The following is a 14,430-nucleotide window of genomic DNA, read 5'->3' as shown; positions in this document are numbered from 1 at the left end:
TCAACGCCACAGCGTGTGGGGGATTGATGGCGCGGGCTGTGCGTGGTGCCAGGGCTTCGGGTTTTCCCTTGGGTAGTTCGGCGACTGTGCGGACGGCTGTTGCTTGCCTACAGTGCTTGCCATCGCGCCGTCATGGCGCACATCAACGGAGGATGGACATGGGCGTAGCGATCGTGGGTTGGGCACATTTGCCGTTTGGCCGGCTGGACGGCCTGGGGCTCGAAGACCTCATCACGCGCGCAGGCCGCGAGGCCCTGCAGCACGCGGGCATCGACGGTGCGGTGGTGGATGGCGTGTGGCTGGGCAACCTCAACGGCGGCTTCACGCCCGATGTGTTTGCCTCGTCGCTGGCCCTGCAGTGCGACGACGCCCTGCGCTGGAAGCCCGCCACCCGGCTGGAAAACGCCTGTGCGTCCGGCTCGGCCGCCCTCTATGCCGCGTGTGACGCGATCGAAGCCGGACGCGCCCAGGTCGCCCTCGTCATCGGCGCCGAAAAAATGACAGCCGTCTCTGGCGCCGAGACCACGCGCATCCTGGGAGACTGTGGCTACTCCGGCGAGGCGGGTAACCCGCCCGGTGGCTTCCCGGGCATCTTTGGCTCCATCGCGCAGGACTACTTTGCGGCGCATGGCGACCACTCGTCCACCCTGGCACGCATCGCCGCCAAGAACCACGCCAACGGCGCACTCAACCCTTGGGCGCACATGCGCAAGGACCTGGGCTTCGAGTTCTGCAACACCGTGTCCGACCGCAACCCGATGATTGCCGCGCCCCTGCGCAAGACGGACTGCTCGCTGGTTTCCGACGGTGCCGCAGCGCTCATCCTGGCGACCGATGATGCGGTGGGCGACTTCCCCCGCGCCGTGCGCCTGCGGGCGCGGGTGCAGGTCAACGACTACCTGCCCATGGCGCGCCGCCGGGTGGTGGACTTTGAAGGGCCACGGCGCGCCTGGCAGCAGGCGCTGCAGCAGGCAGGGTGCGCGGTGCACGACCTGTCGCTGGCGGAGGTGCACGACTGCTTCACCATCGCCGAGCTGCTCACGTACGAGGCCATGGGCCTGGCGCCTGTGGGGCAGGGCCACCGCCTGCTGGAGGATGGCACCGTGCTGCGCAGTGGTCGCCTGCCCGTCAACGCCTCGGGCGGGCTCAAGGCCAAGGGCCACCCGATTGGCGCTACCGGCGTGTCGATGCATGTGGTGTCGGCCATGCAGCTCATGGGCGAGGCGGGCGATTTGCAGGTGTCCGGTGCCACGATGGCGGGCGTGTTCAACATGGGCGGCTCGGCTGTGGCCAACTACGTGAGCATTCTGGAGCGCGCCCGATGAACATCGCCCACCTGCTGCGCCGCAGCGCCTTGCTGTACGCCCACCAGCCCGCGCTGCTGCATGGCGACCAGGTGCTGTGGACCTACGGCACGCTGGCCGCGCGCACCGCCGCGCTGGCCGCCCATCTGCGTACACGCGGTGGCGTGGCCCCGGGCGACCGCGTGGCCATCTACGCTGCCAATGCGCCCGAATACCTGGAGGCCCTGCACGCCATCCTGTGGGCAGGGGCGGTGTCGGTGCCGGTCAACTACAAGCTGCATGCCAAAGAACTCGCCTACGTGCTGGCTGACTCTGGCGCGCGCGTGGTGCTGACCTCTGAAGCGCTGGCACCCGCCGTGCGCGAGGCCGGGGCGCCGCAGGACGGGGTGCTGGTCTTTGGCTCCGACGCATACCGCGCCGCAGTCGCCCACACGCCCATGGACGTGTGCGACCGCGCGCCGCATGACGTGGCCTCGCTGTTCTACACCTCGGGCACCACCGGCCGACCCAAGGGTGTGATGCAGACCCACCGCAACCTGCTGGCCATGACGGCCTGCTACTTCACCGATGTGGACGACATCCTGCCCGGCGACGCCATGGTTTACGCCGCACCCATGTCGCACGGGGCGGGGCTTTACAACTACGCCCAGGTGCTGCGCGGCGAGCGGCATGTGGTTCCGCTGTCGGGCGGGTTCGAGCCGACCGAACTGGTGCAGCTCGCGGCCAGCGTGGGCCAGCTCACGCTGTTTGCAGCGCCCACCATGGTGCACCGCCTGGTGGACCATGTGCGTGCCACGGGTGCCGACGTCTCAGGCTTCAAGACCATCGTCTACGGCGGCGGCCCCATGTATGCCGACGACCTGCGCAACGCTTTGGCCGTGATGGGCAACCGCTTTGCACAGATCTACGGTCAGGGCGAAAGCCCCATGACCATCACCGCCCTGTCGCGCGCCCAGCTGGCCGACCGCGACCACCCCCGCTGGGCCGAGCGCATGGTGTCGGTGGGCGTGGCGCAGTCGCTGGTGGAAGTGCGTGTGGTCGATGCCACAGGCCAGCCCCTGCCCACCGGCGAGACCGGCGAGGTGGTGGTGTGCGGCGACACCGTGATGCCCGGCTACTGGAACAACCCCACCGCCACCGCGCAGACCCTGCGCAATGGCTGGCTCTGCACCGGCGACATGGGCGCGCTGGATGCCGATGGCTTTCTCACGCTCAAGGACCGGTCCAAGGACGTGATCATCTCCGGCGGCAGCAACATCTACCCGCGCGAGGTCGAGGAGGTGCTGCTGCTCCACCCCCAGGTGCGCGAGGTGGCCGTGGTGGGCCAGCGCGATGTGGAGTGGGGCGAGGTGGTGGTGGCCTTCCTGGTTGCGGAGGAGGGCGGTGCGGTGGCCGATGCCGTGCTGGATGCGCTGTGCCTGGAGCACATTGCGCGGTTCAAGCGGCCCAAGGAATACCGGTGGGTGGAGGCGCTGCCGAAGAACAGTTATGGGAAGGTGCTGAAGACGGAGTTGCGGGGCAAGGGGTAGTGCTGCGGCGGGGCGATGTTGTGGGCAGTGGCGTGTTATGGCAGCCCGTCATCACGCCCCATCTTCATCGGCTGGTCGTTCATGGACAGGTGCGCGCGCAAGTTCGGACGGTTTGTGGGCCGGCTTCCGACACCATCGCCAGAACGTTGACCTGCTGATCCCCAGCTCTGCAGCGGCTGCGCCAGTGCTTCCGCTATGGCGCTCCAGCGCAGCCAGGGCCTGTGTGTGCCGATCGGGTTTTTCTGGCCGGTGCTCCGGTGTCGCCAGAGCAGCCGGGGCCTGTTCGCTGTCTGGTCGGGCCGCAAAAAGTTCCGGGCATTCGTGGCGCAGCTCGCTCCACTCCACGCTGTCGCTGCGGCGGTACTGAGACAGCCATACGGCGATGCGGTCGCACATGTTTTCCAGCTCGCGCACGTTGCCGGGCCATGGGTGCTGTTCCATGGCACCTCCCCATTGGGCCAACACCTCAGCGGCGGTGACACCAGACACGCCGACCCGGCTCAGACTGTGGGCCAGCAAACGCGCAGCCAAGACTTGGACGTCGCCCTTGCGATCCCGCAGCGGAGGCAATGCCAACGTGAGGGTGTTGAGGCGGTAGTACAGGTCCTGGCGGAATTGGCGCGCGTTCACCATCTGCAGCAGTGGCTGGTGGGTTGCCGCTATTACGCGCACATCGACCGGGATGGACGTGACGGACCCCAAGCGGGTGATGCGCCGCTCCTGCAAGACGCGCAGCAAGCGGGTTTGCAGCGTGAGTGGCATGTCGCCGATTTCGTCCAGAAACAGGGTTCCCGTGTGGGCTGCTTCAAACAGCCCGCGCTTGCCGCCGCGGCGCGCACCGGTGAAAGCGCCTTCCTCGTGGCCGAACAGCTCGCTTTCGAGCAGCGTTTCTGGGAACGCTGCGCAGTTGATGGCGACAAACGGGCGGCGCGCCCTCTGGCTCGCGTTGTGCATGGCCTGTGCAAAGAGTTCTTTGCCGGTGCCGCTCTCGCCGGTGATCAGAACGCTGAAGTCGGTGGCGGCATAACGGTGGGCTCTGGCGATGGCTTGCAAAAACGCGGGGGCTTGCCCCGCCAGGCTTTCAAAGCGGTGGCGCGCAGCATGGTCGCTGCGGCGGTGCTGAATGCGCAGGCTGTTGTCGGCCTCGTGGATGGTGCGCGCGTCGTACAAGGTCAGCGCCGCGCCCGTGGTGTGGCCGCCTTCGTAAATGGGCGTGCGATTGGCAATCCAGTCGCGACCTTGCAGGCGCAGCACCGCGCCATGTTCGGGCTGGCCGCCTTCCAGTGTCTCGCGCAGCGACAGATCGGTGGTGACAGATGCGAGGGGTTCACCCAGGCGCGGCGCACGCACCAGGCCCAAAATGCGTTGCATTGCCGGGTTGATGGCAATGATCTGTTCGGACTGATTCACCGCCAGGACTGCCTCTTGCAGCGTGTGCAGCACCGTGTTGAGCTGTTCGTATCGCCCGGCCTCCAGCTGCGCCACCCGCGCCAACTCGAGGGCGTCTTCAAAGCCCTGGCGGATGCTGGCATGCGAATACGCCAGCAACCCCACCAGGCCTGCGTTCTCTGCCAGTTCCACCACCAGGCTGGAACCCACGACCACGCGGATTCCATCGCCATGCAGCTGGCGGATGCACGCGCGGGCCGAGTCGGGCGTCTGGTAGGCGTACTGGTGGATGTCGATGTTCAGCAGGCCCTTGACGGATTCCAGTTCCGGGAGCGTGTGGCCGTACATCACGATGCCCACGCGGTCGGCCGTTGCCCTCGCCTTGATGAGCGCCTGCAGGATGTCAAAGCCACTCAACTGGATGGTGGCGACTGGGGCACAGATCCCGCTGCGCAGCAGGCTGGCGTTGGACCCCGCGCTCACAAAGACATCGACCAGTCCGCTGTCCAGCCGCTTGCGGGCCAGGTCCAGCGCCACCTCAAAGCTGCCGTCGATCACCTCGATATCCGCCCTGTCCCGGTATTCCGCCACGATGGGCATGGCCATCAGCCGGATCTGGCGATAGCTCATGAAGCAAAGGCGGGGGCGGCTGGCAAGTGGTGTGACGGGGGTTGGCATAGGGCGGACGGTTGTGCGGACGATGCGTTGGCTGTGCAAGCGTTTCAACGACAGGTCGTTGCGTTTCATTCTTTCTTGAGTGAAACACAAATATGAAACATTGGGGCGAATGGTGAAACATGCACGCCGCTGCTGTACGACGTTGCTGCGGGCAAAGTCAATCAAATCAATGGCTTACGGCAGGTGGACGGGCTGGCACGTACTGTGCAGTAGCTGCCTTCATACCACCCTGTTTGCAACATCACTCCATTGCCATGTCTGAATCTGCTCCTTCTTCCAAGCCCTCCATGCCCGCTCCCATCTCTTTGCGCCAGCGCCTGACCCAGCCCGGGCTGGTGATCGCCCCCGGGGTGTACGACATGGTCTCGCTGCGGCTGGCCGACACCTTCGGCTTTGATGCCTTGTACATGACGGGCTTTGGCACCGTGGCCTCGCACCTGGGCTTGCCAGATGCCGGGCTGGCCACGTATTCGGACATGGTGGGCCGGGTGAAGGCCATGGCAGGCATGGCCCGCTCCCCGCTGATTGCGGACGGCGATACGGGCTATGGCGGTTTGCTCAACGTTCGCCACACGGTGCAGGGCTACGAGGCTGCTGGCGCGCAAGCCATCCAGTTGGAGGACCAGGAATACCCCAAGAAATGTGGCCACACCCCCGGCCGCCGCGTGATCCCGATGGAAGACATGGTGCGCAAGATCCGCGTTGCTGTGGACAGCCGCAGTTCGTTCGATTTCCTGGTCATCGCGCGTACGGACGCCCGTACCAGCCTCGGTCTCGATGAGGCCTTGCGTCGGGCAGAGGCTTACGCCCGTGCCGGAGCGGACATCCTTTTTGTCGAGTCGCCCGAGAGCGAGGAAGAGATGCGAAAAATCGGCCAAACCGTGGATAAGCCCCTGTTGGCCAACATGGTGGAGGGCGGACGGACGCCCGTGCTGTCGCACAGCGAGCTGGAGTCCATTGGCTACAAGCTCGCCATCTTTCCGGTCACTGCCTTGCTGGCCGCCACCCAGGCCATGAAGACGGTGTATGCGCAGTTTCTGCGCGCGGGCTCGTCGGTGAACAGCGACGCTGGCTTGATGCCTTTTGCGGAGTTGACGCAGCTCATGGGTTTCGAGGACGTCTGGGCATTTGAACGCCAGTACGCAGAGACGCCCTGACTTGCGAGGCGCGTGGCTGCTGGAGCCTTTCGCCCCCTCGACATGACGACCTAAAAGCACAACACGAAGGAGACAAACATGAAGCCTCATCCATTTCTCATCCAACACAGCAATGTTCCGACAGCGCCCGCCATGCAGCGTCGGCGCAAGCTGCTCGCCCTGTCAGCCCTGCTGTGCCTGGGCGTGGTGGCTGGGACGCCCACGCCCACACATGCGCAGGACGTCTGGCCCAGCAAACCTCTCCGGCTGATTGTTCCTTTCACCCCTGGGGGCGTCACCGACACCAGCGGGCGTCTGATTGCCGAAAGTCTTGGCAAGCGCCTTGGCCAGCAGGTTGTGGTGGACAACAAGCCGGGCGCCTCCGGAAACATTGGCACGGCGTTGGCCAAAGCGGCGCCAGCAGATGGCTACACCTTGGTGCTGGGTTTTGACGGCACCATGGTGATCAATCCACATGTGTTTTCGAAACTGCCTTTTGATACGGCCAAAGACTTCGCGCCGGTCGGCAAGATTGGCGATGCCACTCTGGTTCTCGTGGCGAACCCTGGCGTGCCGGTCAAGGGCCTGACCGATGTGATTGCCTTGTCGAAAGCCCAGCAAGGAGGCCTCTCATTCGGTACCTCGGGGACGGGAGGTACACCCCATATTGCGGGCGAATTGCTCAAAATCCGGACGGGCGCCAACCTGACCCACGTGCCCTACAAGGGCGGTGGCCAAGCCATGACCGACGTGCTGGGGGGAACAATTCCCCTGGTGTACACGGCGGTGGCGGGCGCGCATGGACACATCAAGTCCGGCAAGCTCAAGGCCATTGCGGTGTCGAGTGCGCAGCGCACCAGCGCGTTGCCCGATGTGCCCACGTTTGTCGAGAGCGGTGTGCCAGACTTTGTCGTCAACTCCTGGGTGGGGCTGCTGGCACCTGTGGGCACGCCGGCGGCGGTCATCACGCGACTCAACACAGAACTGAACGCGGTGCTGAACGATGCCACCGTGCGCGAGAAATTGCGTGTGATGGGCATAGAGCCGACCCCAGGCACAGCCGAGCAATACCGCGATGAAATCAAGCGGGACCTGGACCGGTATGGTGCCGTGGTGAAAGCGGCTGGCATTTCGATCGAATAAGGCGGCTGGTCCTGCACACTTCACCTTTCTCGGAGCAAGTCCATGGATCTGAATCTCAAGGACAAGCATGTCCTCATCACGGGGGGCAGCAAAGGCATTGGTTATGCCTGCGCGGCGGCGTTTCTGGCCGAAGGGGCGCGCGTCAGCCTGGTATCGCGCAGCACCGAACACCTGGAGGCCGCACGTGGTCGGTTATCGGTGGATGTCCATGGCAGCGCTGGGCGCATCAGCGTCCATGCCGCTGACCTGCAGCAGCCCGAGTCGGCCGCGAAAGCGCTGTCGGCTGCTGAAGCCGCCTTTGGGGACGTCGATGTGCTGGTCAACTCTGCAGGGGCTGCCCGACGCACCCCGCCCGATGAGCTGAGCGCGCAGGCCTGGCACGATGCGATGAACGCCAAATTCTTCACATACGTCCACATGGTGGATCTGGTGGTCAAAAAGATGGGCGCACGGGGCCAGGGGGCCATCGTCAATGTGGTGGGTGCAGGAGGAAAGGTCGCCAGTCCCATTCATATGCCTGGCGGGGCCGCCAATGCGGCGCTGATGCTCATGAGCGCGGGCATGGCTGCAGCCTATGGGCCGAAGGGCGTGCGCGTGAATGCCGTCAACCCTGGCGCCACCCACACCGAGCGGCTGGAGGCTGGAATGCTCGCCACGGCACGCATGCACAACATCTCGGAGCAGGAAGCGCTTGCGCAGGCGACGAGCAAGGTGCCGCTGGGTCGCCTGGCACAGCCGGAGGAGGTCGCTAACGTGGTGCTGTTTTTGGCGTCTGAGCGTGCCAGCTATGTCACGGGCGTGGTCCTGACGATGGATGGTGCAGCGACGCCCATGGTGGTGTGATACTCACAGCACGCTCTGGTTGGGCTGCACGGCAATCGCTACCGGAGGCCCTCATTAAGCCTGCGGCCTCCGCGGTTTTGAAGCCCGTCCTACCATCTTGGCTTGCCATCCACAGACTTGACCCATGACCACCACCCTCAAAATCGATTTCGTCTCCGATGTCTCCTGCCCCTGGTGCATCATCGGCCTCAAGGCGCTGGAGCAGGCGGCGGACCGGCTGAAGGGCGAGGTCGCGCTGGACCTGCACTTTCAGCCGTTTGAGCTGAACCCGCAGATGGGCCCTGCCGGGCAGGACATTGGCGAACACCTGCAAGAAAAATACGGCGCCACGCCCGAGCAGAGCCAGAAGAACCGCGAGGCCATCGCGGCGCGCGGGGCGGCGCTGGGGTTCACTTTCGGCATGGACAAGCGCAGCCGCATCTACAACACCTTTGATGCGCACCGACTGCTGCACTGGGCCGAAGAAAAGGGCCTGCAGCCGCAACTCAAGCACGCGCTGTTCAAGGCGTATTTCACCGAGGGCCAGGACCCGAGCAACCACGAGGTGCTGGTGCGTGTAGCGGGTGAGGTGGGCCTGGATGTGGCCGAGGCGCGTGCGCTGCTCGCCTCAGACCGCTACGCCGACGAGGTGCGCGAGCGCGAGCAGTTCTATCTGCAAAACGGCATCCATTCGGTGCCCGCGATCATCGTCAATGAGCGTCACGTGATCCAGGGCGGGCAGCCGGTGGAGGTGTTTGAGCAGGCGCTGCGGCAGATTGCCACGCAGGGCTAGATGCTATTTATTTGATAGCTGCTCAGGCATATTGCACTAGCGCTACTGGCTTCTACGATCAAAAAAGGGGCCTGAGGCCCCTTTTTTGATCGTCTGAGCGATGCCCCGGCCACACCGGGCTCCCGTCACTTGCGCAGCGGAATGGCGGTGGTGCGGTCCACGGGAACGGCGGTCACGCTGTTCTGGGGGGAGCCGTCGATGAGCTTTTCAGAGTAGGTCAGGTACACCAGCGTGTTGCGGGCTGGGTCCACCATGCGCACGATGCGCAGGCGCTTGAACAGGATGGACATGCGTTCGCTGAACACTTCCTCCTGCTTCTTCAGTGGCTCAGGAATGCTGATGGGGCCGACTTGGCGGCAGGCAATCGATGCCTCGGCGCGGTCCTCGGCCAGGCCCAGCGTGCCCTTGACACCACCGATGCGTGCCCGCGAGACGTAGCAGGTGATGCCCCGTACGCCTGGGTCGTCATAGGCCTCGACGATGATGTCGTGGTCACGGCCGATCCACTGGAATGCGGTGTCCACGGTGCCGATCTTTTCGCCCGATGCGGCCTGCGCTGTGCCGCCCGTGAGGGCGGCAAACGCTACGGCGGCTGCGGCTGCCAGCGTGCGTGCAGCCTTCACGCGGTGGCCTCACCTTCGGTGCAGCGCTGGGCCAGGTGGGCCAGGGCTTCTTCCACCTGGTCCACCAGCACCAGGCACAGGTCACCGGGCTGCAGGCGCGAGAGCGCGGTGTCGATGGCGATGAACTCGCCGCGGATCTCTTCCACATGCGTGGTGCGCGGCGCACCCGCCAGGCCTTCGCGCAGCAGGGCCATCACTTCGCCGTCGGCACGGCCGCGCTGGGCCGCGTCCTGGTACAGGATCACGTCGTCAAACGCGGCGCCCAGGATCACGGTCTGCTCACGGATGTCTTCGTCGCGCCGGTCGCCCGCGCCGCTGATGACCACGCTGCGGCGCTTGCCAGGCAGGGCGTCCACGGCCTGCACCAGGGCGCGCATGGCGTCGGGGTTGTGGCCGTAGTCGGCGATCACCGTTGCACCCCGGTAGTCCATGATGTTGAAGCGGCCGGGGGCGTTGTCGCTATCGTTCACGAAACCCGACAGGCCACGGCGGATGGTCTGCCAGGGCATGCCCACGCCCCAGGCGGCAGCCACGGAGGCCATGACGTTCTCGACCTGGAAGCCGATCTTGCCGTTGCGGGTGATCGGCACATCGCGCAGGTGGATGGTTTCGCGCCAGGAGCCTTCGGAGGCCACGATGGAGTCGCCGTCCACGTACACGGTGCGGTGGCCCTGGGCGCGGTGCGTGACCATCACGGGGTGGTGGCGGTCGCTGGCAAAGTAGATCACCTTGCCAGGGCAGGCCGAGACCATGGCGGCCACAATGGGGTCGGCCGCGTTAAGCACCGCGTAGCCTGTGGGCGCCACGTTCTGCACGATCACGCGCTTGAGCACGGCCAGGTCTTCTACCGTGGTGATGTAGTTCATGCCCAGGTGGTCACCCGCACCGATGTTGGTGACCACGGCCACCTGACAGCGGTCAAAGCCCAGGCCTTCGCGCAGGATGCCGCCACGGGCAGTCTCGAACACGGCGGCGTCCACTTCAGGGTGCAGCAGCACGTTGCGTGCGCTCTTGGGGCCGCTGCAGTCGCCGCTGTCGATCTGGCGGCCGTTCACGTACACGCCGTCGGTGTTGGTCATGCCCACGCGCAGGCCCTGTGCGGTGAACAGGTGCGCAATCAGGCGGGCAGTGGTGGTCTTGCCGTTGGTGCCGGTCACGGCCACAGTGGGGATGCGGCCGTCGTCGCCATGGGCAAACAGCTTGTCGACCATGGCCTGGCCCACGTTGCGGGGCTTGCCGTAGCTGGGGGCCAGGTGCATGCGCAGGCCGGGGGCGGCGTTCACTTCCACAAAGCCGCCGCCCTGTTCTTCGAGCGGGCGCAGCACGGTCTCGGCCACCATGTCCACGCCGCAGATGTGCAGGCCCACCATCTGGGCGGCGGCCACCGCGCGGGCCGCGACCTCAGGGTGCACGTCGTCGGTCACATCGGTGGCGGTGCCGCCGGTGGACAGGTTGGCGTTGTTGCGCAGGATGACGCGCTGGCCTTTCTCGGGCACCGAGTCGGGCGTCAGGCCCTGCATGGCCAGGCGCGCCACGGCGATGTCGTCCAGGCGGATCTTGGTGAGCGAGGTGGCGTGGCCTTCGCCACGGCGGGGGTCCTGGTTGACCACGTCCACCAGCTGGCGCACGGTGTGTTCGCCATCGCCCAATACCTGGGGCGGCTCGCGGCGTGCAGCGGCCACCAGCTGGTCGCCCACCACCAGCAGGCGGAAGTCGTGGCCGGGCAAAAAGCGCTCGACCATCACGGTGCCGTAGTCGGCGGCGTTCTTGTAGGCCTCTTCGAGCTGCGCGCGGTCGGTGATATTGACGGTGACGCCCTTGCCCTGGTTGCCATCTTGCGGCTTGACCACCACGGGCAGGCCGACCTTGAGGGCGACCTCCCAGGCTTCGTCCACGCTCTCCACAGGCTTGCCCAGCGGCACGGGGACGCCAGCGGCGTGCAGCAGGCGTTTGGTCAGGTCCTTGTCCTGGCCGATGGATTCGGCCACGGCGCTGGTCGAATCGACCTCAGCAGCCTGGATGCGGCGCTGCTTGGAGCCCCAGCCAAACTGCACCAGGCTGCCGCGCGTGAGGCGGCGGTAGGGGATGCCCCGGGCCACGGCGGCTTCGACGATCGAGCCGGTGCTGGGGCCCAGGCGCTCGTCTTCGTCCAGTTCACGCAGGTCGGCAACGGCCTTTTCGGCATCGAAGGTGCCATTGCCCAGTGCTGCCTGGATGAGTTGTTGCGCGTCTTCAAACGCTTTGCGGCCCACAGCCTCTTCGCTGTATTCGACAACCACCTGGTACACGCCTGCATCGGTGGTGGCGGTGGTGCGCGCAAACGTCACGGGGCAGCCAGCCTGCGCCTGCAGCGCCAGCGCTGCGGTCTGCAGCACATGGGCCAGCGACACATCGCCGCCACCGGTCTCCGGGTGCAGCGCGCCGATGGCGGGGAACAGGGCCCGCAGGCGGGCTTCGAACCCGGCCATCTGGCCCACGGCGCGCTCGTTCTCGGCACAGGTCACCACGGCCTCGATGGCCATGTGGCGGCTCCAGAGGTTGGGGCCACGCAGGGCCCGGGTGCGGGATACATCCATGGAAGTCTCTTTCAGTGGTCCATCAGGGCGCTGGGGCCCTGTTCAGGTCGTGGGATGTGAGGTCAAACAACAAAGGCAAGCGTGCGAGGGGCCATCACGACCGCAGGGCGGCGGTGGGGACCAGCTCGGGCTCGAAGGTCTTGATGCCCGCGCCGATCAGGTCGGGGGCAATGTCCAGTGCCCAGGCGGCGCCAATGGCAGCTAGCAGGGCGTCGGTATCGGGCACCACGGCATTGCGGCCAAAGGTCAGGTCAGACAGGGTGCCCAGCACATGTTCGGCACTGCCCGTGGCCAGCACCACGCGGCCGTTCTTCACAAAGACTGCGCGGCCGTTGTCCTTGGCGCGGTGCTCGGCGATGACGGGCAATGTACCGTCCTGCGCATACAGCACCACGTCGCCGTCGGACAGGGGTGCCAGGTCGGCCACCTGAGGGATGGCGGCATTGAGCACGGCAGCACCTTCAGCCAGCACCACGTCCACCTGGGTGCGCATCACCTTGGTCATCTGGTCCTGTTCGTGCACATCGAATTCGGCCAGCGTTTCCACACCGTCCATGTCGGTCACCACGCCCACCTGGCAGCGGTCATACGCCAGGCCATCGCGCAGGATGGTGCGCGCATTGCTTTCGATCACAGCGGCCTGCACCATCTTGTTCATCAGCAAGCGGTGTGCGGCCTCCCAATGGGCGCAGTCGGTGGCCTCCACGCAGCGGCGGTCCAGAAACAGCCCTTCGTGGCAGGCCAGGCCGGTGTGGTGCCCGCTCAGGTGCAGCAGCCAGGCCACCACGCGCGCAATGGTCGATGTGCCGCGCGTGCCTGCCACGCCCACCAGCGGGATGCGGCCGGCCTGGCCCTCGTCGTCTTCCGAGGGAAACAGATGCTCTGCAATCGCCTGGCCCACGGGGCGCGGTGCACCCACAGCGGGTTTAAGGTGCATGAGCAGGCCTGGGCCTGCGTTGACTTCGACAATCGCGCCTCCCTGGGAGTGCAGAGGCTTGGAAATATCGCGGGCCACCATGTCGATGCCAGCGATATCGAGGCCGACCACCTTGGCGGCGAGCTGGGCGATGTAGGCCACCTCGGGGTGCACATCGTCCGTGCAATCCACAGCCACGTTGCCGTTGCGCTGCACCACCACCTGCCGGCCGGCAGCGGGCACCGAGTCGGCTTCGAGGTCCTGGCGCTTGAGTTCGAGCTGCACCTTGGTGTCGGTGGCCAGGTCGATGATTTCGAGCGGGTACTCTTCTTCGTAGCCTCGGCGCGGGTCGGAGTTGAGCTGGGTGTCGATGAGTTCCTTTACCGTGGAGCGGCCGTTGCCGGTGATGGTGACCAGCTCGCCCCGTGCTGCGGCGACCACCTTGCCTCCCACCACCAGCAGGCGGTGTTCGTCGCCAGGGATGAAGCGCTCGACCATCACGTCGCTGCCCTCGGGGTAAGCCACGTGATAGGCCGCTTCGATGTCTTCCTGCTTGCGCAGATCCAGCGTCACGCCCCGGCCGTGGTTGCCGTCGGAGGGCTTGACCACCACCGGCAGGCCGATGTCCTGCGCGGCTTCCCAGGCTTCCTTGGGGCTGTTGACCACCTGGCCTTCAGGGATGGGCACGCCGCAGGACTTGAGCAGGCTCTTGGTCAGGTCCTTGTCGCTGGCAATGCCTTCGGCAATCGCGCTGGTGTACTCGGTCTCAGCCGTCCAGATTCGGCGCTGGCGGGCGCCGTAGCCCAGCTGCACCAGATTGCCGTCGTTCAGGCGGATGTGGGGAATGCCCCTGTCGGTGGCGGCGGTGACGATGCACGCAGTGCTGGGGCCGAGGTATTGGTCGTCCACCTCGGTGCGCACACGGGCAACGGCAGCCTGCACGTCAAATGGCTGGTCGTTGATGGCAGCCATGATCAGTGCATGGCCCTGGGCCAGGGCTACGCGGGCCACGCTTTCGTCGCGGGCGCGGAACACCATGCGGTACACGCCGCGCTGGGAGGTGGAGCGCGTCTGGCCAAAGCCGGTCGGCATGCCCGCCAGGTTGAGCAGCTCGATCACGATGTGCTCCAGCACATGGCCGCACCATGTGCCCTCCTGCAGGCGCTGCAGGAAGCCGCCGCGCTCGCCCACGCCACAGTGGTGTTCAATCAGCGCGGGCAGCCACGCCGTGAGGCGTTCATTGAAACCTGGAATGGTGTTGGAGGGGTAGTTCTCCAGTTCGCCCAGGTCCAGCCAGACTTCCAGGACCGGCCGGTAGGTCCAGATATTGGGGCCCCGCAGGTAGTTGATGCGAAGCAGTTGGATGTCGTTGAGTTTCGCCATGGATTGCAGCGGTTTGGTTCCGGCCTTGGTAAGGGCTGTGCGGTAGGGGGACGAAAGGGAATTTTGTGGACAATGATTGTGCGCCAGTCCTGAGCCTGTGCGCAGTGTCAGCCAAATGGCGGCCACAGACGTTACAGG

The 14,430-nt window shown here is 65.8% G+C and carries 10 protein-coding genes; 6 read left to right on the top strand and 4 right to left on the bottom strand.

The genetic code is table 11. From position 1 onward, the window contains the following. The first annotated feature begins 158 nt into the window (after positions 1-158). The gene (locus ISS20_RS01545) at positions 159-1,325 is read left to right on the top strand and encodes an acetyl-CoA acetyltransferase (RefSeq protein ID WP_291433061.1); all 1,167 of its coding nucleotides are present in this window, start codon (positions 159-161) and stop codon (positions 1,323-1,325) included. Next, the gene (locus tag ISS20_RS01540; protein WP_291433060.1) at positions 1,322-2,833 is read left to right on the top strand and encodes an AMP-binding protein; all 1,512 of its coding nucleotides are present in this window, start codon (positions 1,322-1,324) and stop codon (positions 2,831-2,833) included. The genes ISS20_RS01545 and ISS20_RS01540 overlap by 4 nt, the downstream gene beginning before the upstream one ends. A gap of 51 nt (positions 2,834-2,884) precedes the next feature. Here ISS20_RS01540 and prpR read toward each other — a convergent pair whose 3' ends face one another. Next, positions 2,885-4,900 (bottom strand): propionate catabolism operon regulatory protein PrpR, encoded by a 2,016-nt coding sequence (gene prpR / locus ISS20_RS01535; protein WP_291433059.1) that lies wholly within the window; start codon positions 4,898-4,900, stop codon positions 2,885-2,887. A 287-nt stretch (positions 4,901-5,187) separates the two neighbouring features. Between prpR and ISS20_RS01530 the strand changes: the two genes are divergently transcribed. The 4 genes from ISS20_RS01530 to ISS20_RS01515 all read left to right on the top strand — a co-directional run bounded on the left by ISS20_RS01530 (position 5,188) and on the right by ISS20_RS01515 (position 8,794). Further along, a complete protein-coding gene (locus tag ISS20_RS01530; RefSeq protein ID WP_291433084.1) occupies positions 5,188-6,057 on the top strand; it encodes an isocitrate lyase/PEP mutase family protein in 870 nt (289 codons plus the stop codon). A 78-nt stretch (positions 6,058-6,135) separates the two neighbouring features. Further along, positions 6,136-7,179 carry a tripartite tricarboxylate transporter substrate binding protein gene (locus ISS20_RS01525; RefSeq protein ID WP_291433057.1) on the top strand — a complete coding sequence of 348 codons (1,044 nt, stop codon included), beginning with the start codon at positions 6,136-6,138 and terminating at the stop codon, positions 7,177-7,179. Positions 7,180-7,221: 42 nt separating this feature from the next. After that, a complete protein-coding gene (locus ISS20_RS01520; RefSeq protein WP_291433055.1) occupies positions 7,222-8,022 on the top strand; it encodes an SDR family oxidoreductase in 801 nt (266 codons plus the stop codon). Between the two features lie 124 nt (positions 8,023-8,146). Next, entirely contained in the window at positions 8,147-8,794 is a 648-nt protein-coding gene (locus tag ISS20_RS01515) for a DsbA family oxidoreductase (protein ID WP_291433053.1), read from the top strand. Between the two features lie 125 nt (positions 8,795-8,919). Here ISS20_RS01515 and ISS20_RS01510 read toward each other — a convergent pair whose 3' ends face one another. The 3 genes from ISS20_RS01510 to cphA (ISS20_RS01500) all read right to left on the bottom strand — a co-directional run bounded on the left by ISS20_RS01510 (position 8,920) and on the right by cphA (ISS20_RS01500) (position 14,292). Further along, positions 8,920-9,417: a CreA family protein gene (locus ISS20_RS01510; protein ID WP_291433051.1), complete on the bottom strand. Its 498-nt coding sequence runs from the start codon at positions 9,415-9,417 to the stop codon at positions 8,920-8,922. Continuing rightward, complete coding sequence (cphA, locus tag ISS20_RS01505; protein WP_291433049.1) at positions 9,414-11,993, bottom strand: cyanophycin synthetase; 2,580 nt, start codon at positions 11,991-11,993, stop codon at positions 9,414-9,416. The genes ISS20_RS01510 and cphA (ISS20_RS01505) overlap by 4 nt, the downstream gene beginning before the upstream one ends. 94 nt (positions 11,994-12,087) lie before the next feature. Next, positions 12,088-14,292 carry a cyanophycin synthetase gene (gene cphA, locus ISS20_RS01500; RefSeq protein ID WP_291433048.1) on the bottom strand — a complete coding sequence of 735 codons (2,205 nt, stop codon included), beginning with the start codon at positions 14,290-14,292 and terminating at the stop codon, positions 12,088-12,090. Positions 14,293-14,430 lie beyond the last annotated feature (138 nt).

It is taken from the genome of Acidovorax sp. (assembly GCF_016783915.1).
Lineage (GTDB): Bacteria > Pseudomonadota > Gammaproteobacteria > Burkholderiales > Burkholderiaceae_C > Acidovorax.
Note: the sequence above shows the minus strand (reverse complement) of the source record. Positions and strands in the feature narration are given on the sequence as shown.

Bases quoted from the DNA above. Each gene is read 5' to 3' on its own strand.
- ISS20_RS01515 (WP_291433053.1), top strand. From the start codon at position 8,147: ATGACCACCACCCTCAAAATCGATTTCGTCTCCGATGTCTCCTGCCCC.
- cphA (WP_291433049.1), bottom strand. From the start codon at position 11,993: ATGGATGTATCCCGCACCCGGGCCCTGCGTGGCCCCAACCTCTGGAGC.
- ISS20_RS01530 (WP_291433084.1), top strand. From the start codon at position 5,188: ATGCCCGCTCCCATCTCTTTGCGCCAGCGCCTGACCCAGCCCGGGCTG.
- prpR (WP_291433059.1), bottom strand. From the start codon at position 4,900: ATGCCAACCCCCGTCACACCACTTGCCAGCCGCCCCCGCCTTTGCTTC.
- ISS20_RS01520 (WP_291433055.1), top strand. From the start codon at position 7,222: ATGGATCTGAATCTCAAGGACAAGCATGTCCTCATCACGGGGGGCAGC.
- cphA (WP_291433048.1), bottom strand. From the start codon at position 14,292: ATGGCGAAACTCAACGACATCCAACTGCTTCGCATCAACTACCTGCGG.
- ISS20_RS01540 (WP_291433060.1), top strand. From the start codon at position 1,322: ATGAACATCGCCCACCTGCTGCGCCGCAGCGCCTTGCTGTACGCCCAC.
- ISS20_RS01525 (WP_291433057.1), top strand. From the start codon at position 6,136: ATGAAGCCTCATCCATTTCTCATCCAACACAGCAATGTTCCGACAGCG.
- ISS20_RS01545 (WP_291433061.1), top strand. From the start codon at position 159: ATGGGCGTAGCGATCGTGGGTTGGGCACATTTGCCGTTTGGCCGGCTG.